We start from the raw sequence: 23,754 nt of genomic DNA, 5'->3' as shown, positions 1-23,754 counted from the left end.
GCCGCGGGGCCGCGCCCGGCCGGGGTCCGCTCCGCGGCGGCGGTGGGGCGCCGCTCCGCGGTGGCCTCCCGGCCGTCACCGGCGGTGGCCCGCCCGCCGCGGCCGTCCGGGCCGGGCCCGCCGGCCTCGGCGGCGTCGGGGTCCGCGGCCGGTCCGGGGACGCGGGGGGCGGCCTCGCCGTTCGCCTGCCGGCGCGGGGAGGAGGACTGGAGCCCGGCTCCCCCGGTGGTGCGGAACAGTTCGTCGGCGCCGGGCAGACTCACTCGGCGTGACACCGGGCGAGCACCTCCCTGGCGAGCTGACGGTAGGCGGCGGCGCCGACGGAGTTGGAGGCGTACGTGGTGATCGGCTCGCCCGCGACGGTGGTCTCGGGGAAGCGGACCGTACGGCCGATGACCGTGTGGTAGACGTGGTCGTCGAAGGCCTCCACGACGCGTGCGAGGACCTCGCGGCTGTGCACGGTCCGCGAGTCGTACATGGTGGCCAGGATGCCGTCCAGCTCCAGGTCGGGGTTGAGCCGCTCCTGGACCTTCTCGATCGTCTCGGTGAGCAGGGCCACGCCGCGCAGCGCGAAGAACTCGCACTCCAGCGGGACGATCACCTTGTGCGCCGCGGTCAGGGCGTTGACGGTGAGCAGCCCGAGCGAGGGCTGACAGTCGATCACGATGTAGTCGTAGTCCGAGAGCAGCGGCTTGAGGGCGCGCTGCAGGGTGGACTCCCGGGCCACTTCGCTGACGAGCTGGACCTCGGCCGCCGACAGGTCGATGTTGCTGGGCAGCAGGTCCATGTTGGGCACGGCTGTCTTCAGCAGCACCTCGTCGGCCGACATGCCCCGCTCCATGAGCAGGTTGTAGACCGTCAGGTCCAGCTCCATCGGATTGACGCCGAGGCCGACGGAGAGCGCGCCCTGCGGGTCGAAGTCGACCAGCAGCACCCGGCGTCCGTACTCCGCGAGCGCGGCGCCCAGGTTGATGGTCGAGGTGGTCTTGCCGACCCCGCCCTTCTGGTTGCACATCGCGATGATCTTCGCGGGGCCGTGGTCGGTCAGCGGACCGGGGATCGGGAAGTACGGCAGCGGGCGTCCGGTGGGGCCGATGCGCTCGCGCCGTTGGCGGGCGGCGTCGGGGGCGAGCGTGGCCGCGTACTCCGGGTCGGGCTCGTACTCGGCGTCAGGGTCGTAGAAGTGCCCCTCGGGCACGTCCTCGTAGTCGGCGAGCCGGGCGGGATCCGTTCCGCCCCGGTCGCCGGCCATGGCGTTCACGTGATGGCCGTCCATGCTCTGGGGGGCTGTCGTCGGGATGTTCTGGTGTGCCGCGAAGGTGTGGACAGCGACGGAGCCGACAGCGTGGAGTCCCACGGGACTCTGGCCCTGCGCAGACATTCCTGGGTGACCACCCCCGGGAGCAAATGTCGACTCATTCACAAGTCGTCCTACCTCCTTGGTGACCAGGAAACATCTAGATAGGTCAGCGTTGCACCATGCCGACGGTTGGCGACTCTATGGCGTGTCGGCGGTCCGCAGCAACACAATCCGCCGGAGACGGCACGATGTGTCGGCGATCGAACAGCCTTCTGTCAAGGGTGTGCGGCCCATAACCCGTAAGTTTGACGGGACGGCAGATCGGGCCGGAAACAGCCCGTCGACGGCGCCGGAAGCACCCGGCCGGGCCTCGCTCGGCGAGGCCCGGCCGGGTGTGTGCTGACGGTGTGTCGCGCCTGCGGACTCAGCCCAGGAGGGAGCTCAGTTCGACGTGCGGCAGGCCGTGCGCCTCGGCGACGGGGCCGTAAACGACCTGTCCCTCATGGGTGTTGAGACCCTTGGCGAGCGCGGCGTCGCGCAGCAGGGCCTCCTGCCAGCCGCGGTTGGCCAGCTCCACGATGTAGGGCAGCGTGGCGTTGGTCAGCGCGTAGGTGGAGGTGTTCGGGACGGCGCCGGGCATGTTGGCGACGCAGTAGAACACGGAGTCGTGGACCGTGAAGGTCGGCTCGGCGTGGGTGGTCGGACGCGAGTCCTCGAAGCAGCCGCCCTGATCGATCGCAATGTCGACAAGTACACTTCCGGGCTTCATCTTGGCGACGAGCTCGTTGGTGACCAGCTTCGGGGCCTTGGCGCCCGGGATGAGCACGGCGCCGATGACGAGGTCGGCCTCGACGACGGCCTTCTCCAGCTCGTAGGCGTTGGAGACGATCGTCTGCACCTTGGTGCCGAAGACCTTGTCGGCCTCGCGCAGCTTGTTGATGTCCTTGTCGAGCAGGGTCACGTGGAAGCCCATGCCGATGGCGATCTGGGTGGCGTTCCAGCCGGAGACACCGCCGCCGATGACGACGGCCCGGCCCGCCGCCACACCCGGGACGCCGCCCGGCAGCACGCCGCGGCCGCCCGCCGCGCGCATCAGGTGGTACGCGCCGACCTGCGGGGCCAGCCGGCCCGCGACCTCGGACATGGGGGCGAGCAGCGGCAGCGCGCGGTTCGCGGTCTCGACGGTCTCGTAGGCGATCGCGGTGGTGCCGGACTGCAGCAGCGCGTCCGTGCACTCCCGGGAGGCGGCGAGGTGCAGGTAGGTGAAGAGCGTCTGGCCCTTGCGCAGCCGGTGGTACTCCTCGGCGATCGGCTCCTTGACCTTCAGCAGCAGATCGGCGGTGGCCCAGACCTCGTCGGCCGTGTCGAGGATCGACGCGCCCGCGGAGGTGTACTCGCCGTCGGTGATCGAGGAGCCGAGGCCGGCCCCCTTCTCCACGAAGACCTGGTGCCCGTTGCGCACGAGCTCGTGCACACCGGCGGGCGTGATGGCCACGCGGAACTCGTTGTTCTTGACCTCGCGGGGGATGCCGACCTTCACGTCGATCACGGTCCTTGATTCAGGGAATGACAGGTTATTCCGGATATGCCGGGGCACACCAGAGCAGACCGCGGCGATCGCGGCGAGGCCAGTCTAATGAAGGATCCCACGCTGTCTAGCCTTGCAAACGAATAATCTTCAGGTGAACTGCCACTGATTTCGTAGGTAACCCTCGATGTGTGTGGAGTACACAGAGTCACTGCCCCTGGCCCACCGCGCCCGCGAGCCGCTCCCCCGTCGCAGAGGCCTCCCGCGAGCCCCCGGCCCCCCTCTCCCCCGCAGCCCCCGCGGCCTCCCCCGCCTCCGCGCCGGCCGCGCCCGGCCCCGCCAGCAGCCGCTCGGCCTCCGCGCGGTGGCCGCCGGCGGCCACGGAGTCGCCCTGCCGTTCCAGCGACTCCGCGAGACGCAGCCGGAGCGCCGCCTGCAGCCGCGCGTCACCGGACTGCCGCGCGCTGTCCAGCGCCTCCAGGTACGTACGGACCGCCTCGCGCGGGCGGCCCGCGCACTCCTGGGCCCGCGCGGCCTCGCTCAGCGCCCGCGCGTGCCCGGGCAGGTCCCGCAGCCGCCGGTGGGCGGCCGCGGCGGCCCGCCAGTCGCGCAGCGCCTCGGTCCACTGGCCCGCGTAGCCGTGCACGGCGCCGAGCCGCCCGTACACCCGCGCCTCGTCGGCCAACTCCCCCCGTGTCAGCCGCAGTTCGAGGGCGCGCCGGTACCAGTCGGCGGCCCGCTGCCAGTCGCCGAGCTCGTGGTGGGTGGCGGCGATGGACTCCAGCGAGCGGCTGGTGGCATAGGGGTCGGCGGCCCGCCGGGCGTCGTCGAGGGCCTCGCGGTAGCGCTCCAGGGCGGCCCGGACCCGGCCGGCGCGGGCGTCGAGGTCGCCGAGGTTGAGCAGGGCGGCGGAGCGCTCCAGCGGCATTTCGCAGCGCTCGGCCACATCGAGGACGAGCTGGTGCAGCCCGTACAGCTCTGCGGCCGCCTCCTCGGCGCCCAGATGGGCCGTCAGGGCCCGGGTCAGCGCGGAGACCAGCCGCCGGGCGAGGGTGTCGAGGCGCCCGTCGGCGACCGCGAGCCGGGCGGCCGCGAGCAGCGCGGGCAGCCGGCGGCGCAGCCACTCCCCGGCGGCCTGCGGCGAGTCGAACCGCAGCGGCCTGGGCAGCTCCGCGAGCCGCTTGCGGGTCAGCGGATCGCCGGTCTCGGTCGCGGCGCGGCAGGAGTGCAGCTGCCGCACGGTCCGCTCCAGCATCCGGGCGCGGGCCAGCTCGATCTCGGCGGGCCGCTCCCGCGCGGCCAGCAGGGCGCGCAGCATCGGCGCGAGCGCGCCGGGCACCCGGTACTGCGGCGGCACCGGCCCGGTGACGGGCTCGGGGCGCAGCAGGCCGCGGGCGGCGAAGTCCTCCAGCGCGGACTGGGCGGCGGCCACCGAGCAGCCGGCCAGCGCGGACGTGGTGTGGGCGTCGGCGGGCCCGGCCGGGGCGAGCGCGAGCAGGCGCAGCATACGGGCGGCGGGGGGCGCCAGGTCCTCGTGGGCGAGCGCGAAGGCCCGGGCGAGCGGCCGCAGGGCGGCGCTGCCGCAGCCCTCGGCGGGCGGCAGTTCGCGCATTCTGCGCACGACGTCGAGGACGGACAGCTTGGGGCGGGCGGCGAGAACGCCGCCGACGAGGACGAGGGCGGCGGGCTGTCCGCCGCACTCCTCGCCCAGGGCGCTCGCGGCCACCGGGTCGCAGGTGATCCGGGTCGGCCCGGCGTAGCGCTCCAGCAGGGCCACGGCCGCGGCGGGCTCCAGTCCGCCGAGCGTGCAGGGCCTGACGTCGGGGACGCCGGTGAGCGGGCCCCGTGAGACGGCCACGACCAGGCAGTCCGGTTCGTCGGGCAGCAGGGGGTCGACCTGTTCGGCGCCCGCCGCGTCGTCGAGGATCACCATGGCCCGCCGGCCGAGGAAGGCGCGGCGCAGCGCCTCGGTCAGCTCGTCCTCCCGCGCGCCGGCGGGCACGGGCGCGCCGAGGGCGGCGAGCAGGGCCCGCGCGGTGCGTTCGGTGGGGACGGGCGCGCCGTCGGCCTCGGTGAGCCGGGCGCGCAGCACGCCGTCGGGGTAGTCGGCGGCGAGGTGCCGGGCGAGCTCCCCGGCGAGCGCGGTGCGGCCGGAGCCGGGCCGGCCGGCGATGAGCAGGACCCGGCTGCGCGGCCGTTTGCGGCCGGAGAGGGTGTCGAGCCCGGCGCTGACGATGTCGGCCCGCAGCTCCTCCAGCTCCCGGCGGCGCCCGACGAAGGGGCCGGGCAGATCCGGCGCGGCGGCGCCGGTGCCGGGCCTTCCGGGCGGTACGGGTCCCGGGGGCGCGTGCCGTCCGCCGGTCTCCGGCCGGGGGACGGCCGTCGCACTGGGGCCCACCGCCCGCTCCGCCACGGGGCACACCTCCCGTCCACGCTGTGCGCGTGACATCCCGTGCCCTGCCGCGGCCGCGGCAGGGATCGCGACGAGCCTAGTTCACCTCGGACCCCGTCCCCCGGGATCCGCGGTACCTCGGCCGAAGATCACCTATTCGGTTCTTCCGACGGTCCGACGGACGCGGCCGCCCCGCTAGGCCGCGAACGGCCGCGCGGGCCAGGGTGCTTCGGCCGGGCGCAGCGCGTCGAGGCCGGACCCGCCGCCGGCCGAGAGGGCCGCCGAGAGCGAGAGCACGCCCACGACAAGGCAGTTGTTGTGCAGGTCGCCGGCGAGGACACCCTTCACGAGGTCGGCGAGCGGCACGCGTGCGACCTCCATGTCGGCCTCTTCCTCGGACACTTCGAAGCGCTCGCCCTCGACCTCGGAGACGCCGCGGGCCAGGAAGATGCGCACGGCCTCGTCGCAGCCGCCGGGGGTGGTGTAGACGTCGGTGAGCACCCGCCAGTCCTCGGCCTTGGCGTGGGCCTCCTCGTACAGCTCGCGCTGGGCGGCGTGCAGCGGGTTCTCGCCGGGGACGTCGAGGAGCCCGGCCGGGATCTCCCACAGCTTGTGGCGCACGGGGTGCCGGTACTGGTTGACGACCAGCACCCGGTCCTGCTCGTCCAGGGCGACGACGGCCACGGATCCGGGGTGCACCTGGTAGTCGCGCTTGACGGTGGAGCCGTCGGGCATGACGACCTCGTCGGTGCGCACGCTGGTCTTGTTGCCGGTGAAGGGGGTCTCGGTCGCGGTGACCTGCCACTCCTCGGCGGTGTCCCTGAGGACCGTCTCACCCATGTCGCATTACCTCCCAAAACAGATAACCGGGGCAGGGATCCCAAAGGAGACCCCTGCCCCGGCAACCGTACCTATGCGGTCAGCCCTGCTGACGCGCGCCCTGCTTGCGCTGGACGGCCGCCTTCACCAGGCCCGCGAAGAGCGGGTGCGGGCGGGTCGGCCGGGAGCGCAGCTCCGGGTGCGCCTGGGTGGCGACGAGGTAGGGGTGGACGTCGCGCGGGTACTCGACGTACTCCACGAGCTTGTTGTCCGGGGAGGTGCCGGAGAAGACGACGCCGGCCTTCTTCTCCAGCTCCGCGCGGTAGGCGTTGTTGACCTCGTAGCGGTGGCGGTGGCGCTCCTCGACGTACTCCTTGCCCGCGTAGACCTCGCGCACGATGGAGCCCTCGGCGAGCTTGGCCGGGTACATGCCCAGGCGCATCGTTCCGCCCATGTCGCCCTCGCCGGCGACGATGTCCAGCTGCTCGGCCATGGTGGAGATCACCGGGTGGGCGGTGGCCGGGTCGAACTCGGTGGAGTTGGCGCCCTCGATGCCCGCGAGGTTGCGCGCGGCCTCGATGACCACGCACTGCAGGCCCAGGCACAGGCCCAGCAGCGGGATCCTGTTCTCGCGGGCGTAGGTGATCGCGCCGACCTTGCCGTTGACGCCGCGGTCGCCGAAGCCGCCGGGGACGCAGATGGCGTCGACGTCGCCGAGCTGGGCCTCGGCGCCGGCCGGGGTCTTGCAGTCGTCGGAGGCGACCCACTTGACCTTGACCTTGGCGCGGTTGGCGAAGCCGCCGGCGCGGATGGCCTCGGTCACCGACAGGTAGGCGTCGGGCAGGTCGATGTACTTGCCGACGAGCGCGACGGTGACCTCGTGGTCGGGGTTGTGGACGCGGTCCAGCAGGTCCTCCCACTGGGTCCAGTTCACATCGCGGAACGGCAGGTCCAGCTTGCGCACGACGTAGGCGTCCAGGCCCTCGGCGTGCAGCACCTTGGGGATGTCGTAGATGGAGGGGGCGTCGATCGCGGCGACGACGGCGGCCTCGTCCACGTCGCACATCAGCGAGATCTTGCGCTTGATGGCGGTGGGCACCTCGCGGTCGGCGCGCAGCACGATGGCGTCGGGCTGGATGCCGATGTTGCGCAGGGCGGCGACCGAGTGCTGGGTCGGCTTGGTCTTCAGCTCGCCGGAGGGGCCGATGTAGGGCAGCAGCGAGATGTGCACGACGAAGACGTTGTCGCGGCCGACCTCGTGCCGGACCTGACGGACTGTCTCCAGGAACGGCAACGATTCGATGTCGCCGACGGTGCCGCCGACCTCGGTGATCACGACGTCGACGTCGTCGGTGGCCATCCGGCGGATGCGGTGCTTGATCTCGTTGGTGATGTGCGGGATGACCTGCACGGTGTCGCCCAGGTACTCACCGCGGCGCTCCTTGGCGATCACGGTGGAGTAGACCTGGCCGGTGGTGACGTTGGCGGACCCGTCGAGGTCGACGTCCAGGAACCGCTCGTAGTGGCCGATGTCCAGGTCGGTCTCGGCGCCGTCGTTGGTGACGAACACCTCGCCGTGCTGGAAGGGGTTCATCGTGCCCGGGTCGACGTTGAGGTACGGGTCGAGCTTCTGCATCGTGACCCGCAGTCCCCGCGCCTTGAGCAGCGCACCCAGGCTGGAGGCGGTCAGCCCCTTGCCGAGCGAGGAGGCGACACCCCCCGTGACGAAGAGGTGCTTGGTCGTCGTGGGCTTTGCGGCAATGGCCAAAGGGGGGCTCCCGTGGTCGCGAGGTGAGGTGCGGGTCGGCGATGGCCCGGTGTCTTCCGGGGTGCCGTCGCTGCGGTTGGGGGGTCTTGCGCCCACCGGTCCACGGGGTACCAGGGTATCAGCGCCCCGGGCCGGCCGCGTCCGGTGACGCGGGGGCAGCCCTGCGTGGCGGCGTGGTCACAGGGCCACCCATTCGGCTCAGATTCGTCTCCCAACCGTCGCGCGTCGCACCAACTCGGCGTCGTATTCTGCTCGGACACACGCAGCGAGCCGGCCGGCACGGCATCATCCCGCCCTCCCCCGGACGTTCGTCCGGGAGGTGCCCCCATTCCGGAACAAGAGCTCGTCAAAGATCGCTTGACTCGCTTGACCGCAAGAGGACCCCACGGGGTCACGTGGCCGTTCGACTGGAGATGACGTGGCCGGGCGTATCGAGGACTACGCACTGATCGGCGACATGCAGACCGCCGCCCTTGTCTGCCGGGACGGCACGGCCGACTGGCTGTGCCTCCCCCGTTTCGACTCCCATGCCGCGTTCTCCGGTCTGCTCGGCACGGAGGAGCACGGCTTCTGGCGCGTCGGCCCGGCGCACCCCTCGGGGGCGGCCCCGCCGCCCGCGGACCGCCGCCGCTACCGGGGGGACTCCCTTGTGCTCGAATCCGAGTGGGACACCCCGCGCGGCACGGTCCGGCTGATCGACTTCATGCCGCCGCGGGACGGGGCGCCGCAGCTGATCCGGATCGTGGAGGGCGTCAGCGGCCGGGTGCCGATGCGGTCGGCACTGCGGATGCGCTTCTCCTACGGGCGGGTGGTGCCGTGGGTGCACAAGGTCGGCGACCGTACGGTGGCGGTGGCCGGCCCGGACTCGGTGTGGCTGGACACCACGGCCGACACCTTCGGCAAGGACCTGACCACGTACGCGGACTTCACCGTCTCCCCCGGCGAGCGGGTGGCGTTCACCATCAGCTGGCAGCCCTCGCACCGGGAGCCGCCGGCGCTGCCGGACCCGGAGGGTTCGCTGGCGGCGACGGAGGAGTTCTGGCGGGAGTGGGTCGAGCACTGTACGTACCACGGCCCCTACCGGGACGCGGTGGTGCGCTCGCTGATCACGCTCAAGGCGCTCACCTACGCGCCGACGGGCGGGATCGTCGCGGCGCCGACGACCTCCCTGCCGGAGGACATCGGCGGATCGCGGAACTGGGACTACCGCTTCACGTGGCTGCGGGACGCGGCGATCACCCTGTCCTCGCTGCTGCGCACCGGCTACCGCGAGGAGGCGCGGGCCTGGCGCGAGTGGCTGCTGCGCGCGGTCGCCGGCGACCCGGAGAACCTGCAGATCATGTACGGGATCGCGGGCGAGCGGGAGCTGGGCGAGGCGGAGCTGCCGTGGCTGCCGGGGTACGAGAACTCCCGCCCGGTGCGCATCGGCAACGGCGCCGCCAACCAGCTGCAGCTGGACGTCTACGGGGAGACCATCGAGGCGCTGCACCTCGCGCACATGACGGGCCTGGCCCGCAACGACTACGCGAGCCTGCTCCAGCTGCGGCTGATCGGCTACCTGGAGGACCACTGGAACGAGCCGGACGAGGGCATCTGGGAGGTGCGCGGCCCGCGCCGCCACTTCGTGCACTCGAAGGTGATGGCCTGGGTGGCCGTGGACCGCACGATCAAGCTGATCGAGTCCGGTGAGGTGGACGGTCCGCTGGAGCGCTGGCGGGAGCTGCGCGAGGACATCCACCGGGATGTCTGCGAGAAGGGTTACGACAAGGAACGCAACACCTTCACGCAGTCCTACGGCTCCCCGGAGCTGGACGCCTCCTTGCTGCTGATCCCGCAGGTGGGTTTCCTGCCGCCGGACGACAAGCGGGTGATCGGCACGATCGAGGCGATCCAGCGGGAGCTGTCGACGCCCGACGGTTTCGTGCTGCGCTATCCGACCACGGGCGACGAGGCGGGCGTCGACGGGCTGCCCGGCGACGAAGGGGCCTTCCTGGCCTGCTCGTTCTGGCTCGCGGACGACCTCGCGATGATCGGCCGGGTCGACGAGGCCCGCCAGCTGTTCGAGAAGCTGCTGGCGCTGCGCAACGACCTGGGGCTGCTGGCGGAGGAGTGGGATCCGCGGCTCCAGCGCCAAGTGGGCAATTTCCCGCAGGCGTTCAGCCACGTGCCGCTGATCGACACGGCGCTGCGGCTCACCGCCTCCAGCGCGTTCGGAGGCTGAGGTACAGCGCGAGCGCGCTGACCGGCACCAGGAGCACGGCTGCGGCGGCGTTCAGGCCGCCGTAGCCGGCGAGGGCGAGGAGCCCTCCGGAGAGCGCGCCGCCGGCGGCTCCCACGAGGTTCATCAGCATGTCGGAGACGCCCTGCACCGCGGAGCGGTGGGCGGCGTCCGTGGACTCGCTCAGCAGCGTGGAGCCGGCCACGGTGGCGCAGGACCAGCCCAGGCCGAGCAGGAACAGCCCCGTGGCCACCATCCACTGCCGTCCGCCCGCCATGCCCGCGAGCAGCGTCGCGGCGGCGTAGAGGGCCTGGCCGAGGAGGATCACCGGGATCCGGCCGAGCCGGTCGGCGGCCCGGCCCACCAGGGGCGAGAGCCCGTACATGCCCGCGATGTGCAGGCTGACGGTGAGGCCGACGACGCTCAACGAGGCGCCGTGGTGGGCGAGATGGACGGGCGTCATGGTCATCACGGACACCATCACGGCGTGCCCGAGGACCAGCGCGACGAGCCCGGTCAGCGCCGAGGGTGATGCCGTGACACGGCGCAGGGCACCCCTCGTTCGGGTAGCGAAGGAGGACGGCGCGGCCCGGCCCGTACCGGTGGCCGCGGCGTCGTGGCGGGCCGCCAGCAGCAGCGGGTCGGGGCGCAGCCGGGTGTGGACGACGGCCCAGCCGAGGGCGAAGGCGGCCACGGAGAAGACGAACGTCCCGGCGGTCCCGGGCAGTTCGAGGGCGCGGGCGAGGACGGCGCCGGGGCCGCTGAGGTTGGGGCCGAGTACGCTGCCGACGGTGGTGGACCACACGACGAGGGAGAGCGCCCGGGCCCGGCCCCCGGGGGCGGCGAGGTCGGCGGCCGCGTAGCGGGACTGCAGATTGGTGGCGGTGCCGGAGCCGATGAGCAGCATGCCCGCCAGGAGCAGCGGGGGCAGCCGCAGGGCGGCCGCGGCCAGTACGGTCAGGGCGCCCGCCGCCGCGATCAGCCAGCCGGTGCCGAGCCCGGCGCGGCGGCCCCGGGAGCGGGAGAGCGCGGCGAGCGGGACGGACAGCAGCGCGGCGCCGAGCGTGGTGAGGGTGTTGGCGAGACCGGCGGTGGCGGCGGAGCCGGTCAGGTGCTCCAGCAGCAGCCCGCCCGAGGAGATCATCGAGCCCATGCCGACACCGGCGACGACCTGAGCGGCCATCAGCACCTTGACGGTGTGCCGCTGGACGGCGGCTATGTCGGGCCCGGCGGGTTCGTTCCGCGGTGATATGCCGCTGGTGCCGGGCGGGTTGGGCCCGGGAGGGGATGCGGGTGCTGCGGTCATGCGCGACAGCGTAGGGTTCCGGGCTCCGCCGGTCCGGACCCCCGGTGGCCCAACGGGCGGACCGGCGAGTAGTTTTCGGCCATGAAGGCCAGGGAACCGCAGGGTCCGCAGAGTACGCAGGGCACGATCACCGTGGCACGGGCGCTGGAGCTGCCCGCGCTGCGCAAGGGGCTGCCCGAGGTGGTGGCCGGCGCCGAGGAGCTGCACCGGCCGCTGCGCTGGGTGCACGCCGGTGAGGCCCCGCACATCGCCGCGCTCCTCAAGGGCGGTGAGCTGCTGCTGACCACGGGCATCGGCCTGGGCAGCCGGCCCTCGGAGCAGCGGGCGTTCGCGCGAGGGCTGGCCCGGCGGGGGGTCGCGGCGCTCGTCGTGGAGCTCGGCGCCCGCTTCTCGGCGCTGCCGGACGCGCTGGTGGAGGGGGCGCGCTCGTGCGGGCTGCCCCTGGTGCAGCTGCACCGCGAGGTGCCGTTCGTGGCGGTGACCGAGGAGATCCACACCGAGCTGGTCAACGAGCACTACGCGCTGCTGCGGCGCGCCGACGAGGTGCACGGGCAGTGCACGCGGGCGCTGCTGGGCGGGGGCGGAATCCCCGAAGTCCTGCGGCTGTTCGCGGACTTCGCGGGCAATCCGGTCTTCCTGGAGACCGCCGAGGGCGGGCTGCTGTACGCGACGGGGCCCGCCGGACGGCCGGGCTCCGATCCGCTGCAGGTGTGGGACGGGCTGCGGGCGCATGCCGCGCGGGAGCCCGAGGGCAGTGTGCTCGCCGAGGTCCCCGGCGGGGGGCCGGGGCCGGACGCGGTGCGCGCCCGCCTGGTGGTGCTGCCCGTCGACACGCCGCTCGCCCCCGTGCACCGCATCGCCGCCGACCGTACGGCCGAGCTGCTGGCCGTCGTCCTGTTGCAGGCCCGGCAGGAGGAGGAGCTGGCGGCGCGCGGGCGCGGCGACTTCCTCTCCGGCCTCGCCGAGGGGCGTGTCCTGCCCGGGGACGCGCCCGCGCAGGCCCGGGCCCTGGGTTTCCGCCCGGGTCCCGGGCCGCTGCTGCCGGTGGTGCTGCGGCTGCCGGACGAGCCGGTGCCGCCAAGCGGCCGGGCGGCCCTGGTCTGCGCGCTGCGGGAGGAGCTGGCGGGGGCGGGGGTGCCGGTGCTGCTGGGTGTGCGGCTGCCGGAGGGCCGTATTCCGCTGCTGGTGGGGCTGCGGGAGGCCGCGGAGCGGGACGCGGTCGCCGAGCGGGTGGCGGCGGCGCTGCGTGCCGCGCTGGGCGCGCTCGCGGGTGTGCCGCGGGCCGGGGTGCTGCGGCCGGTCGTGGTGGTCGGCTCCCCCGTCGCGTGGGAGACGGCCGGCCCGGAGCTGCGGCACGCCGCGGAGGCGGCCACGGCGGCGCAGGTGCTGCCGGAGCGGCCCTGGCACGATGTGCGGAGTCTGGACGTCGACGTGCTGCTGTGGCGGCTGCGCGACCGGGGCGACCTCGCGGCGTTCGTGGACCGGGTGATCGGTCCGCTGCTGGCCCATGACGCGTCCGCGCGCCCGCCGCTCGTCCCCACCCTGGAGTGCTATCTGGCCCACGCGGGCCGCAAGGCGGAGACGGCCCGGGCCCTGCACCTGAACCGCCAGACGCTCTACGACCGCCTGGCGCGCGTGACCCGGCTGCTGGGTACGGACCTGGAGGACCCGGACACGGTGCTGGCGGTGACCCTGGCGCTGCGGGCGCGGCGGCACGCGACCTCGGCGGGAGGCTGACCGCCGGGTTCCGCCGCCCGCGTGCCGTCAGCGCCGCGCCAACTCGTCGTAGACGCTCAGGACATGCGCGACCGCGTCGTCCTCGCTGGGCCAGGTCGCCGCCTGCGCGAGCCCTCGCGCCACGAGCCGCTCGCTGCGGCCCGGCTCGGTCAGCAGCCGGGCCACGGCGCGGGACAGCGCCCCCGCGTCCCCGTACGGGACGAGTTCCGCGGCCGGGCCGACGAGTTCGGGAATCCCGCCGACGGCCGTCGCGACGAGGGGCACGCCCGCGGACAGCGCCTGCTGCGCCAGCGGGAAGCCCGACTCCCAGCGCCCCGGCGTGATCACGGCGTCGGCGGCGGCGAGCAGTTCGGGGACGTCGTCGCGCCGGCCCAGCAGGCGCACGGACAGCTCCTCCAGCTCGACGCGGCGCCGCAGGCGTGCCCGCTCCCGCCCCTCGCCCGCGACGACCAGCAGGGGTTCGGGGTCGAGCGCGCGCCAGTCGCGGGCGGCGTCCAGAAGCGTGCCGTGGCCCTCGTCCGGCTCCAGCGGGCCCGCGCCGAGCAGCAACGGGCGGGCGACCGCGCCGAGTTCGGCGCGGGTCTTGTGCCGGCGCGCCTCGTCGTCCTCGGCGGCGGGGCGCGGGACGGGCACCGCGACGGGCGCCAGCCGGGCGTCCCGCGCGCCGCGCAGCCGGGCCCGGTCGACCAGGTCGGAGGTGGCGCCGAGCACCACGGCGGCGGCCCGGGCGACCCGCCGCTCCAGCAGCGCCGTGAACCTCTCCCGCGCGCCGGCCGGGCGGCCGCGCGGCTGCCAGGTGACGACCAGGGGCGTGGGGCGTCCGCGCAGCGCGAGCGCGGCCAGGGCCCCCGGCCTCAGCCCGTGCGCGTGCACCACGTCGGCGCCGGAGCTGGCGGCGCGGATGCCGGCGACGGCGAGGGCGTCGGCGGGCGGCCACAGCGGGGCGAAGGAGGCGCCCGCGCCGGTGAAGTCGCACTCCTCCCCCGCCGGCCGGGGCGCGCACACCGTCACCCGCAGACCGCGCGCGACGAGTCCGGCCGCGAGCGAGCGCACCGCCGCCCCGCCCCCGGAGGCGCTGCCGAGCACGTGCACGGCGTGCAGGGGCGGCTCTCCGGGCGGCGGGGCGGGTGTGCTGCTCACGCGGGAGGAGCTCCTGTTCCGGCGACGGCGGTGGGGCGGCGGCGTACGGCACAGGACGTACGGCACAGCCAGGATGCCAGTGCGAACGGACAACCCGGGACCACCGTCTCGCGGATTGACCGCCCCACCTCGCCCGTATATCCAAGAGTTCACTCACACAGGTGAGTTGGCGGCGGCTCCTGTCCGCCCCGGAAGCCCTCTCTCAGGAAGCGGTGGCGGCCAGCGCGAGCAGTTCCTCGGCGTGGGCCCGCGCCAGCTGCGAGTCCTCCTGCCCCGCGAGCATCCGCGACAGCTCCCGGACCCGGTCCTCGCCCTCCATGGCCTGGACGCACGAGCGGGTCACGGAGCCGTCGTGGGTCTTCTCCACCACCAGGTGGCGGTCGGCGAACGCGGCGACCTGCGGCAGGTGCGTGACGACGACGACCTGCGCGCTGCGGGCGAGCCGGGCCAGCCGCCGGCCGACCTCGACGGCCGCCCTGCCGCCGACACCCGCGTCGACCTCGTCGAAGAGGTACGTGGGCACGGGGTCGGCGCCCGCGAAGACCACCTCGACGGCGAGCATGACCCGCGAGAGCTCACCGCCCGAGGCGCCCTTGGCGATGGGCCGCGGCTGGGCCCCGGGGTGCGGGGCGAGGAACAGCTCGACCTCGTCGGCTCCGTACGGCCCGTAGCCGACCCGGCGCCCGCCCACCTCGATACCGTCCTCGGCCTCGGTCTGCCGGACGGCGAAGGAGACCCGGGCGTGCGGCATGGCGAGCTCGGCAAGCTCGGCGGTGACGGCGTCGGCGAACCGCCGGGCGGCCTCGGTGCGCGCGTCGGTGAGCGCCTGCGCGAGGCCACCGAGCTCGGCGCGCAACGCCTCGCGCTCGGCGGCCAGTTCACCGATGCGGTCGTCGTCGGAGTCGAGTTCGGCGAGGCGGGCGGCGCCCTGCTCGGCCCAGGCGAGCACGGCGCCGATGTCCTCGCCGTACTTGCGGGTCAGCTGGTTCAGCGCGGCACGGCGCTCCTCGACGGCGGCGAGCCGCAGCGGGTCGGCGTCGAGGTCGGAGGTGTAGCCCGCCAACTCCCCCGCCACATCGGCCAGGAGGATGCCGATCTCGCCGATCCGGTCGGCGAGCGCGGCGAGCGCCGGGTCGTGGGAGCGTACGCCCTCCACCGCGCGATGGGCGCCGGCGACGAGGATGGCGGCGTCGATGCCCTCGGGGTCCTCGGGGTTGCCGGCGAGGGCGGCGTGCGCGGCGGCCGCCGCGGAGGCGAGGGCCTCGGCGTGGCCCAGCCGGCCGGCCTCGGCGGCGAGTTCGGCGTCCTCGCCGGGGCGCGGTTCGACGGCGGCGACCTCGTCGAGGCCGAAGCGCAGCAGATCGGCTTCCTGCGCGCGCTCGCGGGCCCGCGTGGTCAGCTCGGTCAGCTCCTCCTCGACCGCGCGCATCCGCCGGTAGGCGGCCGCGTACTTGGCCAGTGGCACGGACACCGCGTCCCCGGCGTACCGGTCGAGGGCCTGCCGCTGCCGGGCGGGACGCAGCAGTCCCTGCTGGTCGGTCTGGCCGTGGACCGCGACGAGCTCCTCGGCCAGCTCCCCGAGCAGCCCCACGGGCACACCGCGCCCGCCGAGGTGGGCGCGCGAGCGGCCCTCGGCGGAGAGGGTGCGGCTGATGAGCAGGGCGCCGTCGTCGAGTTCGGCGCCGGCCTCCTCGGCCCGTACGGCCGCGGGCGAGGCCCGGTCGACGACGAGCCGTCCCTCGACGACCGCGGACCTGGCGCCGATCCGCACCAGCGCGGGGTCGGCGCGCCCGCCGAGCAGCAGCCCGAGGCTGGTGACGACCATGGTCTTGCCGGCCCCGGTCTCACCGGTCACCGCGGTGAACCCGGGCGACAGTTCGACCACCGCGTCATCAATGACACCCAGGGACCGGATCCGCATCTCCTCCAACACGGGTACGACCATACGAGGTCCACCCCCCACCTGGCGACGCCCACCCACGTTTGTGGGCAGTCGTACCGCAGCGTTTGTGGGCAGTCGCACCCCGCCGTTTGTGGGCAGTCGTTCCGCAGGGCTGGGGGTACCCCCTCTGGGGGAGGGTGGGCACAAACGTCCCACGGACCCGCACCCGCGAGCGCACACCAGCCCCGCACCTAGTGCGGCGCCCCCCGCCACCCCGCAACAGGCAGCGCAAACTTCGCGACCAACCGGTCAGTGAAAGACGCATGATGCAGCCGAGCCAACCGCACCGGAATCGCCCCCCTCCGCACCTCCACCCGCGCCCCCGCCGGCAGCTCCACCGTGCGCCGCCCGTCGCACCACAGCACCCCGTTCGGCGTCTGCGGCTGCACCTCCACCGCCAGCACCGAATCCGGCGCCGTCACCAGCGGCTTCGCGAACAAGGCGTGCGCGGAGATCGGCACCATCAGCAGCGCCTCGACCTCCGGCCACACCACGGGCCCGCCCGCCGAGAAGGCGTACGCGGTCGAACCGGTCGGGGTGGCGCACACGACGCCGTCGCCGCCGAAGCGGGAGACGGGCCGCCCGTCGACCTCGGTGACGACCTCCAGCAGCCGCTCGCGCGCGGCCTTCTCCACGGACGCCTCGTTCAGCGCCCAGTCGGTGTGCACGACGTGCCCGTCGTTGCGGACCAGCACGTCGAGGGTCATGCGTTCCTCGACCTCGTAGGCGCGGGTCACGACCCGGTCGACGACCTTGTCGAGGTCGTCGCGTTCGGCCTCGGCGAGGAACCCGACCCGGCCGAGGTTGACGCCGAGCATGGGCACCCCGGACCGGCGGGCGAACTCGGCGCCGCGCAGCAGCGTCCCGTCGCCGCCGAGGACGACCAGCAGTTCGCAGCCCTCCAGCACGTCGGGCCGGCCGGGTCCGGCCTCGACGCGTTCCGCCGAGTCCGGCAGCGGCAGGTCGGCGGCCTCCTCGGCGAGCACCCGCACGCCGATGCCGCAGCGCAGCAGCCCCTGCACGACGAGTTCGGCGCTGCGGATCGCCGCGGGCCGGCCCGTGTGCGCGAGGAGGAAGACGGTGCGGCCGCTCGTCCCGCCGCGTTCCGCCTGCGGCGCGGTCGGTGCTGCCTGCTGCTGGGACGCTGCTTCTGAAGTGGTCAACGGGGCCCCTCCGCCACTGCACGGTCGACATCCGCCGGGTCCAGGTCGGGCGCACCGGCGCGCAGCCACAGAAAGTACTCGACGTTGCCCGAGGGACCCGGCAGCGGGCTCGCGGTGACGCCCAGGACACCCAGGCCCAGTTCGGCGGCCTGCGCGCCGACCGCGCGCACGGCCTCGGCGCGCAGCTGCGCACTGCGCACCACGCCGCCGCTGCCGAGCCGCTCCTTGCCGACCTCGAACTGCGGCTTGACCATCAGCACCAGGTCGGCGTCGGGCGCGGCGCAGCGCACGAGCGCGGGCAGCACCAGGCCGAGCGGGATGAACGACAGGTCGCCGACGACCAGGTCGACGGGCTGCCCGTCGAGGTGCTCCAGCGTCAACTCGCGGACGTTCGTACGGTCCTTGACGGTGACGCGCTCGTCGCTCTGCAGCGACCAGGCCAGCTGCCCGTAGCCGACGTCCACGGCGACGACGTGGGCGGCGCCCGCGCGCAGCAGCACGTCGGTGAAGCCGCCGGTGGAGGCCCCGGCGTCCAGCGCCCGCCGTCCCTCGACCTTCAGGCCCAGCGGGACGAACGCGGCGAGCGCGCCCGCGAGCTTGTGGCCACCGCGCGAGACGTAGTCGGGGTCGCTGTCGTCCTGCGTGACGACGACGGCGGCGCTGGTCTCCACCTGGGTGGCGGGCTTGGTCGCGACGGCGCCGCCGACGGTCACCCGGCCCGCGGCGATGAGCTGGCTCGCGTGCTCGCGGGAGCGGGCCAGTTTGCGGCGCACGAGTTCGGCGTCGAGTCGGGCGCGTCGCGGGCGGGTCACTGCCACGGGTGGTTCAGCTCCTGGTGTCGTACGGGGCGGGGGCCCCGGAGGGCGCGGGCGGTCCGGGGCGCCGGTCGAGCGCGGTCAGCACCTCGCGCAGGCCCCGGTGTACATCCTCGTACACCTCCAGGTGACCGCTCGCGGCGAGGTGGTCGGCGTCCGCCAGCCGGTCGAGCCGCGCGTCCACGGCGGGCTCGCCGGTGGGGACGCGCTCGACCCCCAGCGGAGCCGGCGATTCCGGGCCCGCCGCGAGGGCTGTGGGGTCCGCCGGGTCCTCGGCCTCGGTCATCGGTTCGCTCATGGCACCGACGCTACCCCGTGCCGGTGTCTGTGCGGCGCACGCCGACCAGTGGGGTAGCGTCCGTCCAATGGCGACCATCGAGGAGTGCAGGGGCGCACTGGACCGGCTGGCGGAGAGCCTCGCGGGCGCGAGCGGCGAGCTGCGCGACGCGGCCGCGCCGGACCGCTCCCTGAGCTGTCACATCACCGATCTCGACGTGACGTTCACGGGCCATCTCCGAGGCGGCCGCATCCAGGACGTCCGTACGGAGCCGGGTACCCCGGAGCGGCGCGCGGAGATCGCCCTGACGATGACCGGCGACGACCTGGTGGGCCTGGTGGACGGCCGGCTGAACTTCGCCAGGGCGTGGGCCTCGGGCCGGGTCAGGGTCCAGGCGAGCCTGCGCGACGTCCTGCGCCTGCGGTCCCTGCTGTGACGGCGCGGGCCGGGTACGGGCGCGCGTCCGTACCCGGCCCGTGGCCGCCGGTGGTGCCGGGGTCACAGCCCCAGCCGCGCCAGGGCCTTCCCCGCGTCCAGCGCGCACTCGCCCTCGTCGGCCCGCGTCCACGCGGCGCCGCACAGCGCCCGCAGCCCGTCGACCGGGTCGCCCGCGCCCTCCAGGGTGAGCTCCTCGGTGCCCGCCCCGGCCGTCCAGCCGCCGCAGCGGAAACCGCCGGCCACGGCCTCGACCTCGGGCTGGGACTCCAGCAGGGTGCGCAGATCACGGCCCACGTAGGCCGGCCGGTGCCGCGGACCGGCGGCGAGCAGCCGCGCGGGCGTGGTCACCCCGGTCAGGACGAGCAGCGAGTCGACGCCGCCCGCGTAGGCGCCCTCGATGTCGGTGTCGAGCCGGTCGCCGACCACCAACGGCCGCTCCGCGCCCGTCCGCAGGATCGTCTCGCGGTGCATCGGCGGCAGCGGCTTGCCCGCCACCTGCGGCTGCCCGCCGGTCGCTATCCGCACGACCTCCACCGCGGAGCCGTTGCCCGGCGCGATGCCGCGCGCGCTGGGGATCGTCAGATCGGTGTTGGAGACGAACCACGGCAGACCCCGGGCCACCGCGTACGACGCCTCCATCAGCCGCGACCAGGGCATGTCCGGCCCGCCGTAGCCCTGGACCACCGCGGCCGGGTCGTCGTCGGCGGACTCCACCGGCACCAGCCCCCGCTCGGCCACGGCCACCCGCAGCCCCTCCGCGCCGATCACCAACACGCGGGCGCCGGGGGGAAGTTGGTCGGACATCAGCCGGGCCACGGCCTGCGCGGAGGTGATGACGTCCGCCGGCTCGGCGGGGATGCCCAGCCGCGTCAGGTGCCCGGCAACCGTCTGCGGGGTGCGGGCCGCGTTGTTGGTGACGTAGGCGAGGTGCATCCCGCCGTCACGGGCGGCGCCCAGGGACTCGACGGCGTGCGCGATGGCCTCGCCGCCCGCGTACACCACACCGTCGAGGTCCAGCAGCGCCGTGTCGTAGGCCTTGCTGAGCTGCCGCTTGCTGCCGTCGGGCCGGTTCCGGACGGTCTGGTTCATGCTCGGGTCGCTCCCTGTGTTCCAAGTCTCCATAGCGGCGGCCGCGCACCCATTGCTCATCGGGCCGTGAGACATAGCATTTCCCAATGAGCACTCCAGGCCACGCAAGGCAGGGGCTTCGTCTCGCCCCCTTCCGAGGGCTGCGCTACGTCCCCGAGCGGGTGGGCAGCCTCGCCGCCGTGACGTCCCCACCGTACGACGTGGTGGTGCGGCCCGACGGACTGCGTCACCTGGAGACCGCGGACCCGTACAACATCGTCCGTCTCATCCTCCCCCAGGCCGCCACCGCCGCCGAACGGCACCGGCAGGCCGCCGAGACCCTGCGCCGCTGGCAGGCCGAGGGCGTCCTCGCCCCCGACGAGCGGCCCGCGCTGTACGTCTACGAGCAGCGCGGCGGCGGGATACTCCAGCGCGGGCTGATCGGCGCCCTGCGGGTGAGCCCCCGCGAGGAGGGCGTGGTGCTGCCCCACGAGGACGTCATGCCGCACATCGTCGAGGACCGCGCCGCGCTGATGCGCGACACCGGCGCCAATCTCGAACCCCTGCTGTTCGCCTACCGCGGCGACGGCACCTCCTCCGGGGCCGCCGCCGTCGTGGACCGCGTCACCGGCCGCGAACCGCTGCTGTCCACCACCACCGAGGACGGCTACGCGCACCGGCTGTGGGCCGTCACCGACCCCGCCGACCTGGACCGCATCGGGGAGGACCTCGCCGGGCAGCGGGCCCTGATCGCCGACGGCCACCACCGCTGGGCCACCTATCAGCGGCTGCGCGCCGAGCAACCGGGCCCGGGCCCCTGGGACTTCGGCCTCGTGCTGCTCGTGGACACCGCCCGCTACCCGCTGCGCGTCCGGGCCATCCACCGGCTGCTGCACCGGCTGCCGCTCGCCGACGCCCTCGCCGCCGTCGGGGACGCCTTCCGGGTACGGGCCGTGGACGGCCCCCTGGAGACAGCCCTGGACGCCCTGGCCAAGGCGTCGGAGAGCCCGGGGAACGCGTTCGTGCTCGCCGGTGACGGCGGCTTCCACCTCCTGGACCGCCCGGACCCCGCCCTCCTGGAGCGGCTGCTGCCGCAGGACCGCCCGCGGGCGTGGCGCGGTCTCGACCCCACGGTCCTGCACTCCGTGCTCCTGGAGCACATCTGGCGGGTACCGGACGACCCGGAGCACATCGGCTACATCCACGACACCGAGGCAGCCGTCCAGCAGGCCGAACGCCACGGCGGTACGGCCGTGCTGATGCACCCGGTGTCCGAGGACGTGGTGCGCGAACTCGCCGAACAGGGCGTCACGATGCCGCGCAAGTCCACCTCCTTCGGCCCCAAGCCGGCCACGGGCCTGGTCCTGCGCAGCCTGGCCCTGAACTGACGCACCGCCACAACGGGACAACGGGAGAGGGCGGAACCCGGGATCCGGGTTCCGCCCTCTCAGCACGTCGGCTCAGCTCTGGTCGCTGTCCTTGCCGGCGTCCTTGTCGGCATCCTTGGCGCTGCCCTTGTCGCCGGCCTTGTCGGCGTCGTCGGCCTGCTCACCGTGGCTGTCGCCGCTGTCCGCCCCGTCCTCGTCGAGGGCGTCGGTGAACTCGATGCCGTCGAGCTCCGCGAGCCGGTCGGAGGCGTTGGTCTGCCCGCCCTGGTCGGCCTCCAGAGCCTTGGCGAACCACTCGCGGGCCTCGGTCTCACGCCCGGAGGCGAGCAGCGCGTCGGCGTAGGCGTACCGCAGCCGCGCGGTCCACGGCTGCACCGAGTTGGAGGCCAGCTCGGGGCTCTGCAGCGTCACGACCGCCGCCTCGGCCTGGTCCATGTCCCGGCGGGCGCCGGCGGCCACCAGCCGCATCTCGACCTGGCCGGCCTTGTCGAGCTTGTGCACCTCCGGCTCACCGGCCATGGCCAGCGCCCGCTCCGGACGGCCCATGCCACGCTCGCAGTCGGCCATGACGGGCCACAGCTCGACCGAGCCGGTCATCCGGCGCGCGGCCCGGAACTCCGCGAGGGCCTCGGCGTACTTGCCGGTGGCGTACGAGGCGAAGCCGGCGGCCTCGCGCACGGCGGCCACACGCGAGGCGAGCCGCAGCGCGATGCGCGCGTAGGCGTACGCCTGCTCCGCGTCCTCGTCGAGCAGGCGCGCGACCATGACGAGGTTGCGCGCGACCTCCTCGGCCAGGCCCTTGGGCAGGCTCATCAGCTCCTGCCGGACGTCCTTGTCGATCTCCTCGCCGGTGACCTCCTCGGGGATCGGCAGCCGCTTGACCGACTCCCGCTCGCCACGGTTCCGGTCACGGTCGTCACGGCGCCCGTAGCCACGGGAACGGTCGTCGCGCCCGCGGCGGCCGCCGCCCTGCCGGTCGTCGCGGAAGGCACGGCGCGGACCACGGTCGTCGCGGCGGTCCTCGCGGCCGCCCCGGTACCCGCCACGCTCGTCGTCGCGGCGCGGCCCGCGGTCGTCCCGGCGGAAGCCGGAACGGTCGTCGTCGCGGCGGGGACGGTCGAACCCACCACGGTCCCGGTCGTCCCGACGGAACCCCGGACGGTCCTCACGACGCCCATCACGCCGCTCGTCACGACGGTCATCGCGCCGGTCGTCACGGCGGAAACCGCCACGGTCCCGGTCGTCACGCCGGAAGCCACCACGCTCGTCGTCACGGCGCGGGGCACGCTCGTCACGCGGGTACGACGGCCGGTCGTCACGGCGGAAGCCCCGGGAACGGTCGTAGCCGCCCCGGTCGTCACGCCGGAAGCCACCACGCTCGTCATCGCGGCGCGGGGCGCGGTCGTCACGCGGGAAGGACGGCCGCTCGTCACGGCGGTCGTCGCGGCGGAAGCCGCCCCGCTCGTCGTCACGGCGCGGGCCACGCGGGCGGTCGTAGCCGCCCCGGTCATCGCGGCGGAAGCCGCCACGGTCGTCGTCACGACGCGGACGGTCGAACCCACCACGGTCGTCACGACGGAAGCCGGAACGGTCGTCGCGGCGGTCGTCCCGACGGAATCCACCACGGTCCCGGTCGTCACGCCGGAAGGACGGCCGCTCGTCACGGCGGTCGTCGCGGCCGCCCCGGTACCCGCCGCGCTCGTCGTCACGACGCGGACGGTCGAACCCACCACGGTCCCGGTCGTCCCGACGGAACCCCGGACGGTCCTCACGACGCCCATCACGCCGCTCGTCACGTCGGTCATCGCGCCGGTCGTCACGGCGGAAACCGCCACGGTCCCGGTCGTCACGCCGGAAGCCACCACGGTCGTCATCGCGGCGCGGCCCGCGGTCGTCACGCCGGTATGCCGGCCGGTCGCCGCGGCGGAAACCGCCGCGCTCGCCACCCGAGCGATCGCCGGGAGAGTTGCTGGACATCGACGTGACTCCTGTCTTGAGGTACCGCAGTCATTCTCGCGCAGCCGACGGACCGGCGCGCTTCGACAAATAACGAGGCAGATATCGAGGCAAATACAAAAAGGACCCTCGGTCCCAGCTGCACGCTGGGACCGAGGGTCCTGAATAATTGTTCGGCGGTGTCCTACTCTCCCACACGGTCCCCCATGCAGTACCATCGGCGCTGAAAGGCTTAGCTTCCGGGTTCGGAATGTAACCGGGCGTTTCCCTAACGCTATGACCACCGAAACCCTAAAGGGTTCTAGCGAACAAGCACACTCTTCAGTTAGTGGCTCCGGTGCGACTGTTCGCAACCCGGGAACCACACAGTGGACGCGAGCAACTGAGGACAAGCCCTCGGCCTATTAGTACCGGTCAACTCCACACCTTACGATGCTTCCATATCCGGCCTATCAACCCAGTCGTCTACTGGGAGCCTTACCCCATCAAGTGGGTGGGA

At 74.1% G+C, this 23,754-nt stretch carries 17 protein-coding genes, 2 rRNA genes and 1 pseudogene; 4 read left to right on the top strand and 16 right to left on the bottom strand.

The genetic code is table 11. The features are described from left to right. From ACFP1Z_RS33050 to ACFP1Z_RS33025, 6 genes and pseudogenes are all read right to left on the bottom strand, one after another. A pseudogene (locus ACFP1Z_RS33050) lies at positions 1-275 on the bottom strand (hypothetical protein); the annotation flags it as partial. After that, on the bottom strand, positions 260-1,381 hold the full coding sequence (locus tag ACFP1Z_RS33045; protein ID WP_390321683.1) for a ParA family protein: 1,122 nt from the start codon (positions 1,379-1,381) through the stop codon (positions 260-262). The pseudogene ACFP1Z_RS33050 and the gene ACFP1Z_RS33045, both read right to left, overlap by 16 nt. Positions 1,382-1,724: 343 nt before the next feature. Then, the gene (gene ald, locus ACFP1Z_RS33040) at positions 1,725-2,840 is read right to left on the bottom strand and encodes an alanine dehydrogenase (RefSeq protein WP_390321690.1); all 1,116 of its coding nucleotides are present in this window, start codon (positions 2,838-2,840) and stop codon (positions 1,725-1,727) included. A gap of 196 nt (positions 2,841-3,036) precedes the next feature. After that, on the bottom strand, positions 3,037-5,241 hold the full coding sequence (locus ACFP1Z_RS33035; protein ID WP_390321681.1) for a tetratricopeptide repeat protein: 2,205 nt from the start codon (positions 5,239-5,241) through the stop codon (positions 3,037-3,039). A gap of 174 nt (positions 5,242-5,415) precedes the next feature. Beyond that, positions 5,416-6,060, bottom strand: coding sequence for an NUDIX domain-containing protein (locus ACFP1Z_RS33030; protein WP_390321679.1), 645 nt, complete (start codon positions 6,058-6,060; stop codon positions 5,416-5,418). A 79-nt stretch (positions 6,061-6,139) separates the two neighbouring features. Beyond that, positions 6,140-7,807 (bottom strand): CTP synthase, encoded by a 1,668-nt coding sequence (locus ACFP1Z_RS33025; RefSeq protein ID WP_390321676.1) that lies wholly within the window; start codon positions 7,805-7,807, stop codon positions 6,140-6,142. A gap of 418 nt (positions 7,808-8,225) precedes the next feature. On the opposite strand from ACFP1Z_RS33025, the gene ACFP1Z_RS33020 reads away from it, so the two are divergent. After that, a complete protein-coding gene (locus ACFP1Z_RS33020; protein WP_390321674.1) occupies positions 8,226-10,028 on the top strand; it encodes a glycoside hydrolase family 15 protein in 1,803 nt (600 codons plus the stop codon). Here the strand turns inward: ACFP1Z_RS33020 and ACFP1Z_RS33015 are convergent. Continuing rightward, positions 10,000-11,331 carry an MFS transporter gene (locus tag ACFP1Z_RS33015; RefSeq protein WP_390321671.1) on the bottom strand — a complete coding sequence of 444 codons (1,332 nt, stop codon included), beginning with the start codon at positions 11,329-11,331 and terminating at the stop codon, positions 10,000-10,002. The two genes, ACFP1Z_RS33020 and ACFP1Z_RS33015, sit on opposite strands and share 29 nt — an antisense overlap. An 81-nt stretch (positions 11,332-11,412) precedes the next feature. On the opposite strand from ACFP1Z_RS33015, the gene ACFP1Z_RS33010 reads away from it, so the two are divergent. Further along, positions 11,413-13,068 (top strand): PucR family transcriptional regulator, encoded by a 1,656-nt coding sequence (locus tag ACFP1Z_RS33010; protein ID WP_390321668.1) that lies wholly within the window; start codon positions 11,413-11,415, stop codon positions 13,066-13,068. 27 nt (positions 13,069-13,095) lie between these two features. Here the strand turns inward: ACFP1Z_RS33010 and ACFP1Z_RS33005 are convergent, their stop codons facing one another. The 5 genes from ACFP1Z_RS33005 to ACFP1Z_RS32985 all read right to left on the bottom strand — a co-directional run bounded on the left by ACFP1Z_RS33005 (position 13,096) and on the right by ACFP1Z_RS32985 (position 18,426). Then, positions 13,096-14,208: a glycosyltransferase family 4 protein gene (locus ACFP1Z_RS33005; protein ID WP_390321666.1), complete on the bottom strand. Its 1,113-nt coding sequence runs from the start codon at positions 14,206-14,208 to the stop codon at positions 13,096-13,098. Between the two features lie 202 nt (positions 14,209-14,410). Further along, the gene (gene recN, locus ACFP1Z_RS33000; protein ID WP_390321664.1) at positions 14,411-16,153 is read right to left on the bottom strand and encodes a DNA repair protein RecN; all 1,743 of its coding nucleotides are present in this window, start codon (positions 16,151-16,153) and stop codon (positions 14,411-14,413) included. A gap of 188 nt (positions 16,154-16,341) precedes the next feature. Next, the gene (locus tag ACFP1Z_RS32995; protein WP_390321661.1) at positions 16,342-17,313 is read right to left on the bottom strand and encodes an NAD kinase; all 972 of its coding nucleotides are present in this window, start codon (positions 17,311-17,313) and stop codon (positions 16,342-16,344) included. Further along, positions 17,310-18,125: a TlyA family RNA methyltransferase gene (locus ACFP1Z_RS32990; protein ID WP_390321688.1), complete on the bottom strand. Its 816-nt coding sequence runs from the start codon at positions 18,123-18,125 to the stop codon at positions 17,310-17,312. The genes ACFP1Z_RS32995 and ACFP1Z_RS32990 overlap by 4 nt, the downstream gene beginning before the upstream one ends. A 13-nt stretch (positions 18,126-18,138) precedes the next feature. Continuing rightward, positions 18,139-18,426, bottom strand: a complete 288-nt coding sequence (locus ACFP1Z_RS32985) for a hypothetical protein (RefSeq protein WP_390321658.1) — start codon at positions 18,424-18,426, stop codon at positions 18,139-18,141. Between the two features lie 67 nt (positions 18,427-18,493). On the opposite strand from ACFP1Z_RS32985, the gene ACFP1Z_RS32980 reads away from it, so the two are divergent. Beyond that, on the top strand, positions 18,494-18,841 hold the full coding sequence (locus ACFP1Z_RS32980) for a sterol-binding protein (RefSeq protein WP_390321655.1): 348 nt from the start codon (positions 18,494-18,496) through the stop codon (positions 18,839-18,841). Between the two features lie 62 nt (positions 18,842-18,903). Here ACFP1Z_RS32980 and ACFP1Z_RS32975 read toward each other — a convergent pair whose 3' ends face one another. Further along, entirely contained in the window at positions 18,904-19,932 is a 1,029-nt protein-coding gene (locus ACFP1Z_RS32975) for an HAD hydrolase-like protein (RefSeq protein WP_390321652.1), read from the bottom strand. A gap of 86 nt (positions 19,933-20,018) precedes the next feature. Between ACFP1Z_RS32975 and ACFP1Z_RS32970 the strand changes: the two genes are divergently transcribed. Further along, a complete protein-coding gene (locus ACFP1Z_RS32970) occupies positions 20,019-21,299 on the top strand; it encodes a DUF1015 domain-containing protein (RefSeq protein ID WP_390321650.1) in 1,281 nt (426 codons plus the stop codon). Positions 21,300-21,371: 72 nt separating this feature from the next. Here ACFP1Z_RS32970 and ACFP1Z_RS32965 read toward each other — a convergent pair whose 3' ends face one another. From ACFP1Z_RS32965 to ACFP1Z_RS32950, 3 genes are all read right to left on the bottom strand, one after another. Next, the gene (locus tag ACFP1Z_RS32965; RefSeq protein WP_390321685.1) at positions 21,372-22,112 is read right to left on the bottom strand and encodes a tetratricopeptide repeat protein; all 741 of its coding nucleotides are present in this window, start codon (positions 22,110-22,112) and stop codon (positions 21,372-21,374) included. A gap of 1,314 nt (positions 22,113-23,426) precedes the next feature. After that, positions 23,427-23,543, bottom strand: a 5S ribosomal RNA gene (rrf, locus tag ACFP1Z_RS32955). 96 nt (positions 23,544-23,639) lie between these two features. Then, positions 23,640-23,754, bottom strand: a 23S ribosomal RNA gene (locus ACFP1Z_RS32950); the annotation flags it as partial.

It is taken from the genome of Streptomyces gamaensis, assembly GCF_042656465.1.
Classification (GTDB): Bacteria; Actinomycetota; Actinomycetes; order Streptomycetales; family Streptomycetaceae; genus Streptomyces; species Streptomyces gamaensis.
Note: the sequence above shows the minus strand (reverse complement) of the source record. Positions and strands in the feature narration are given on the sequence as shown.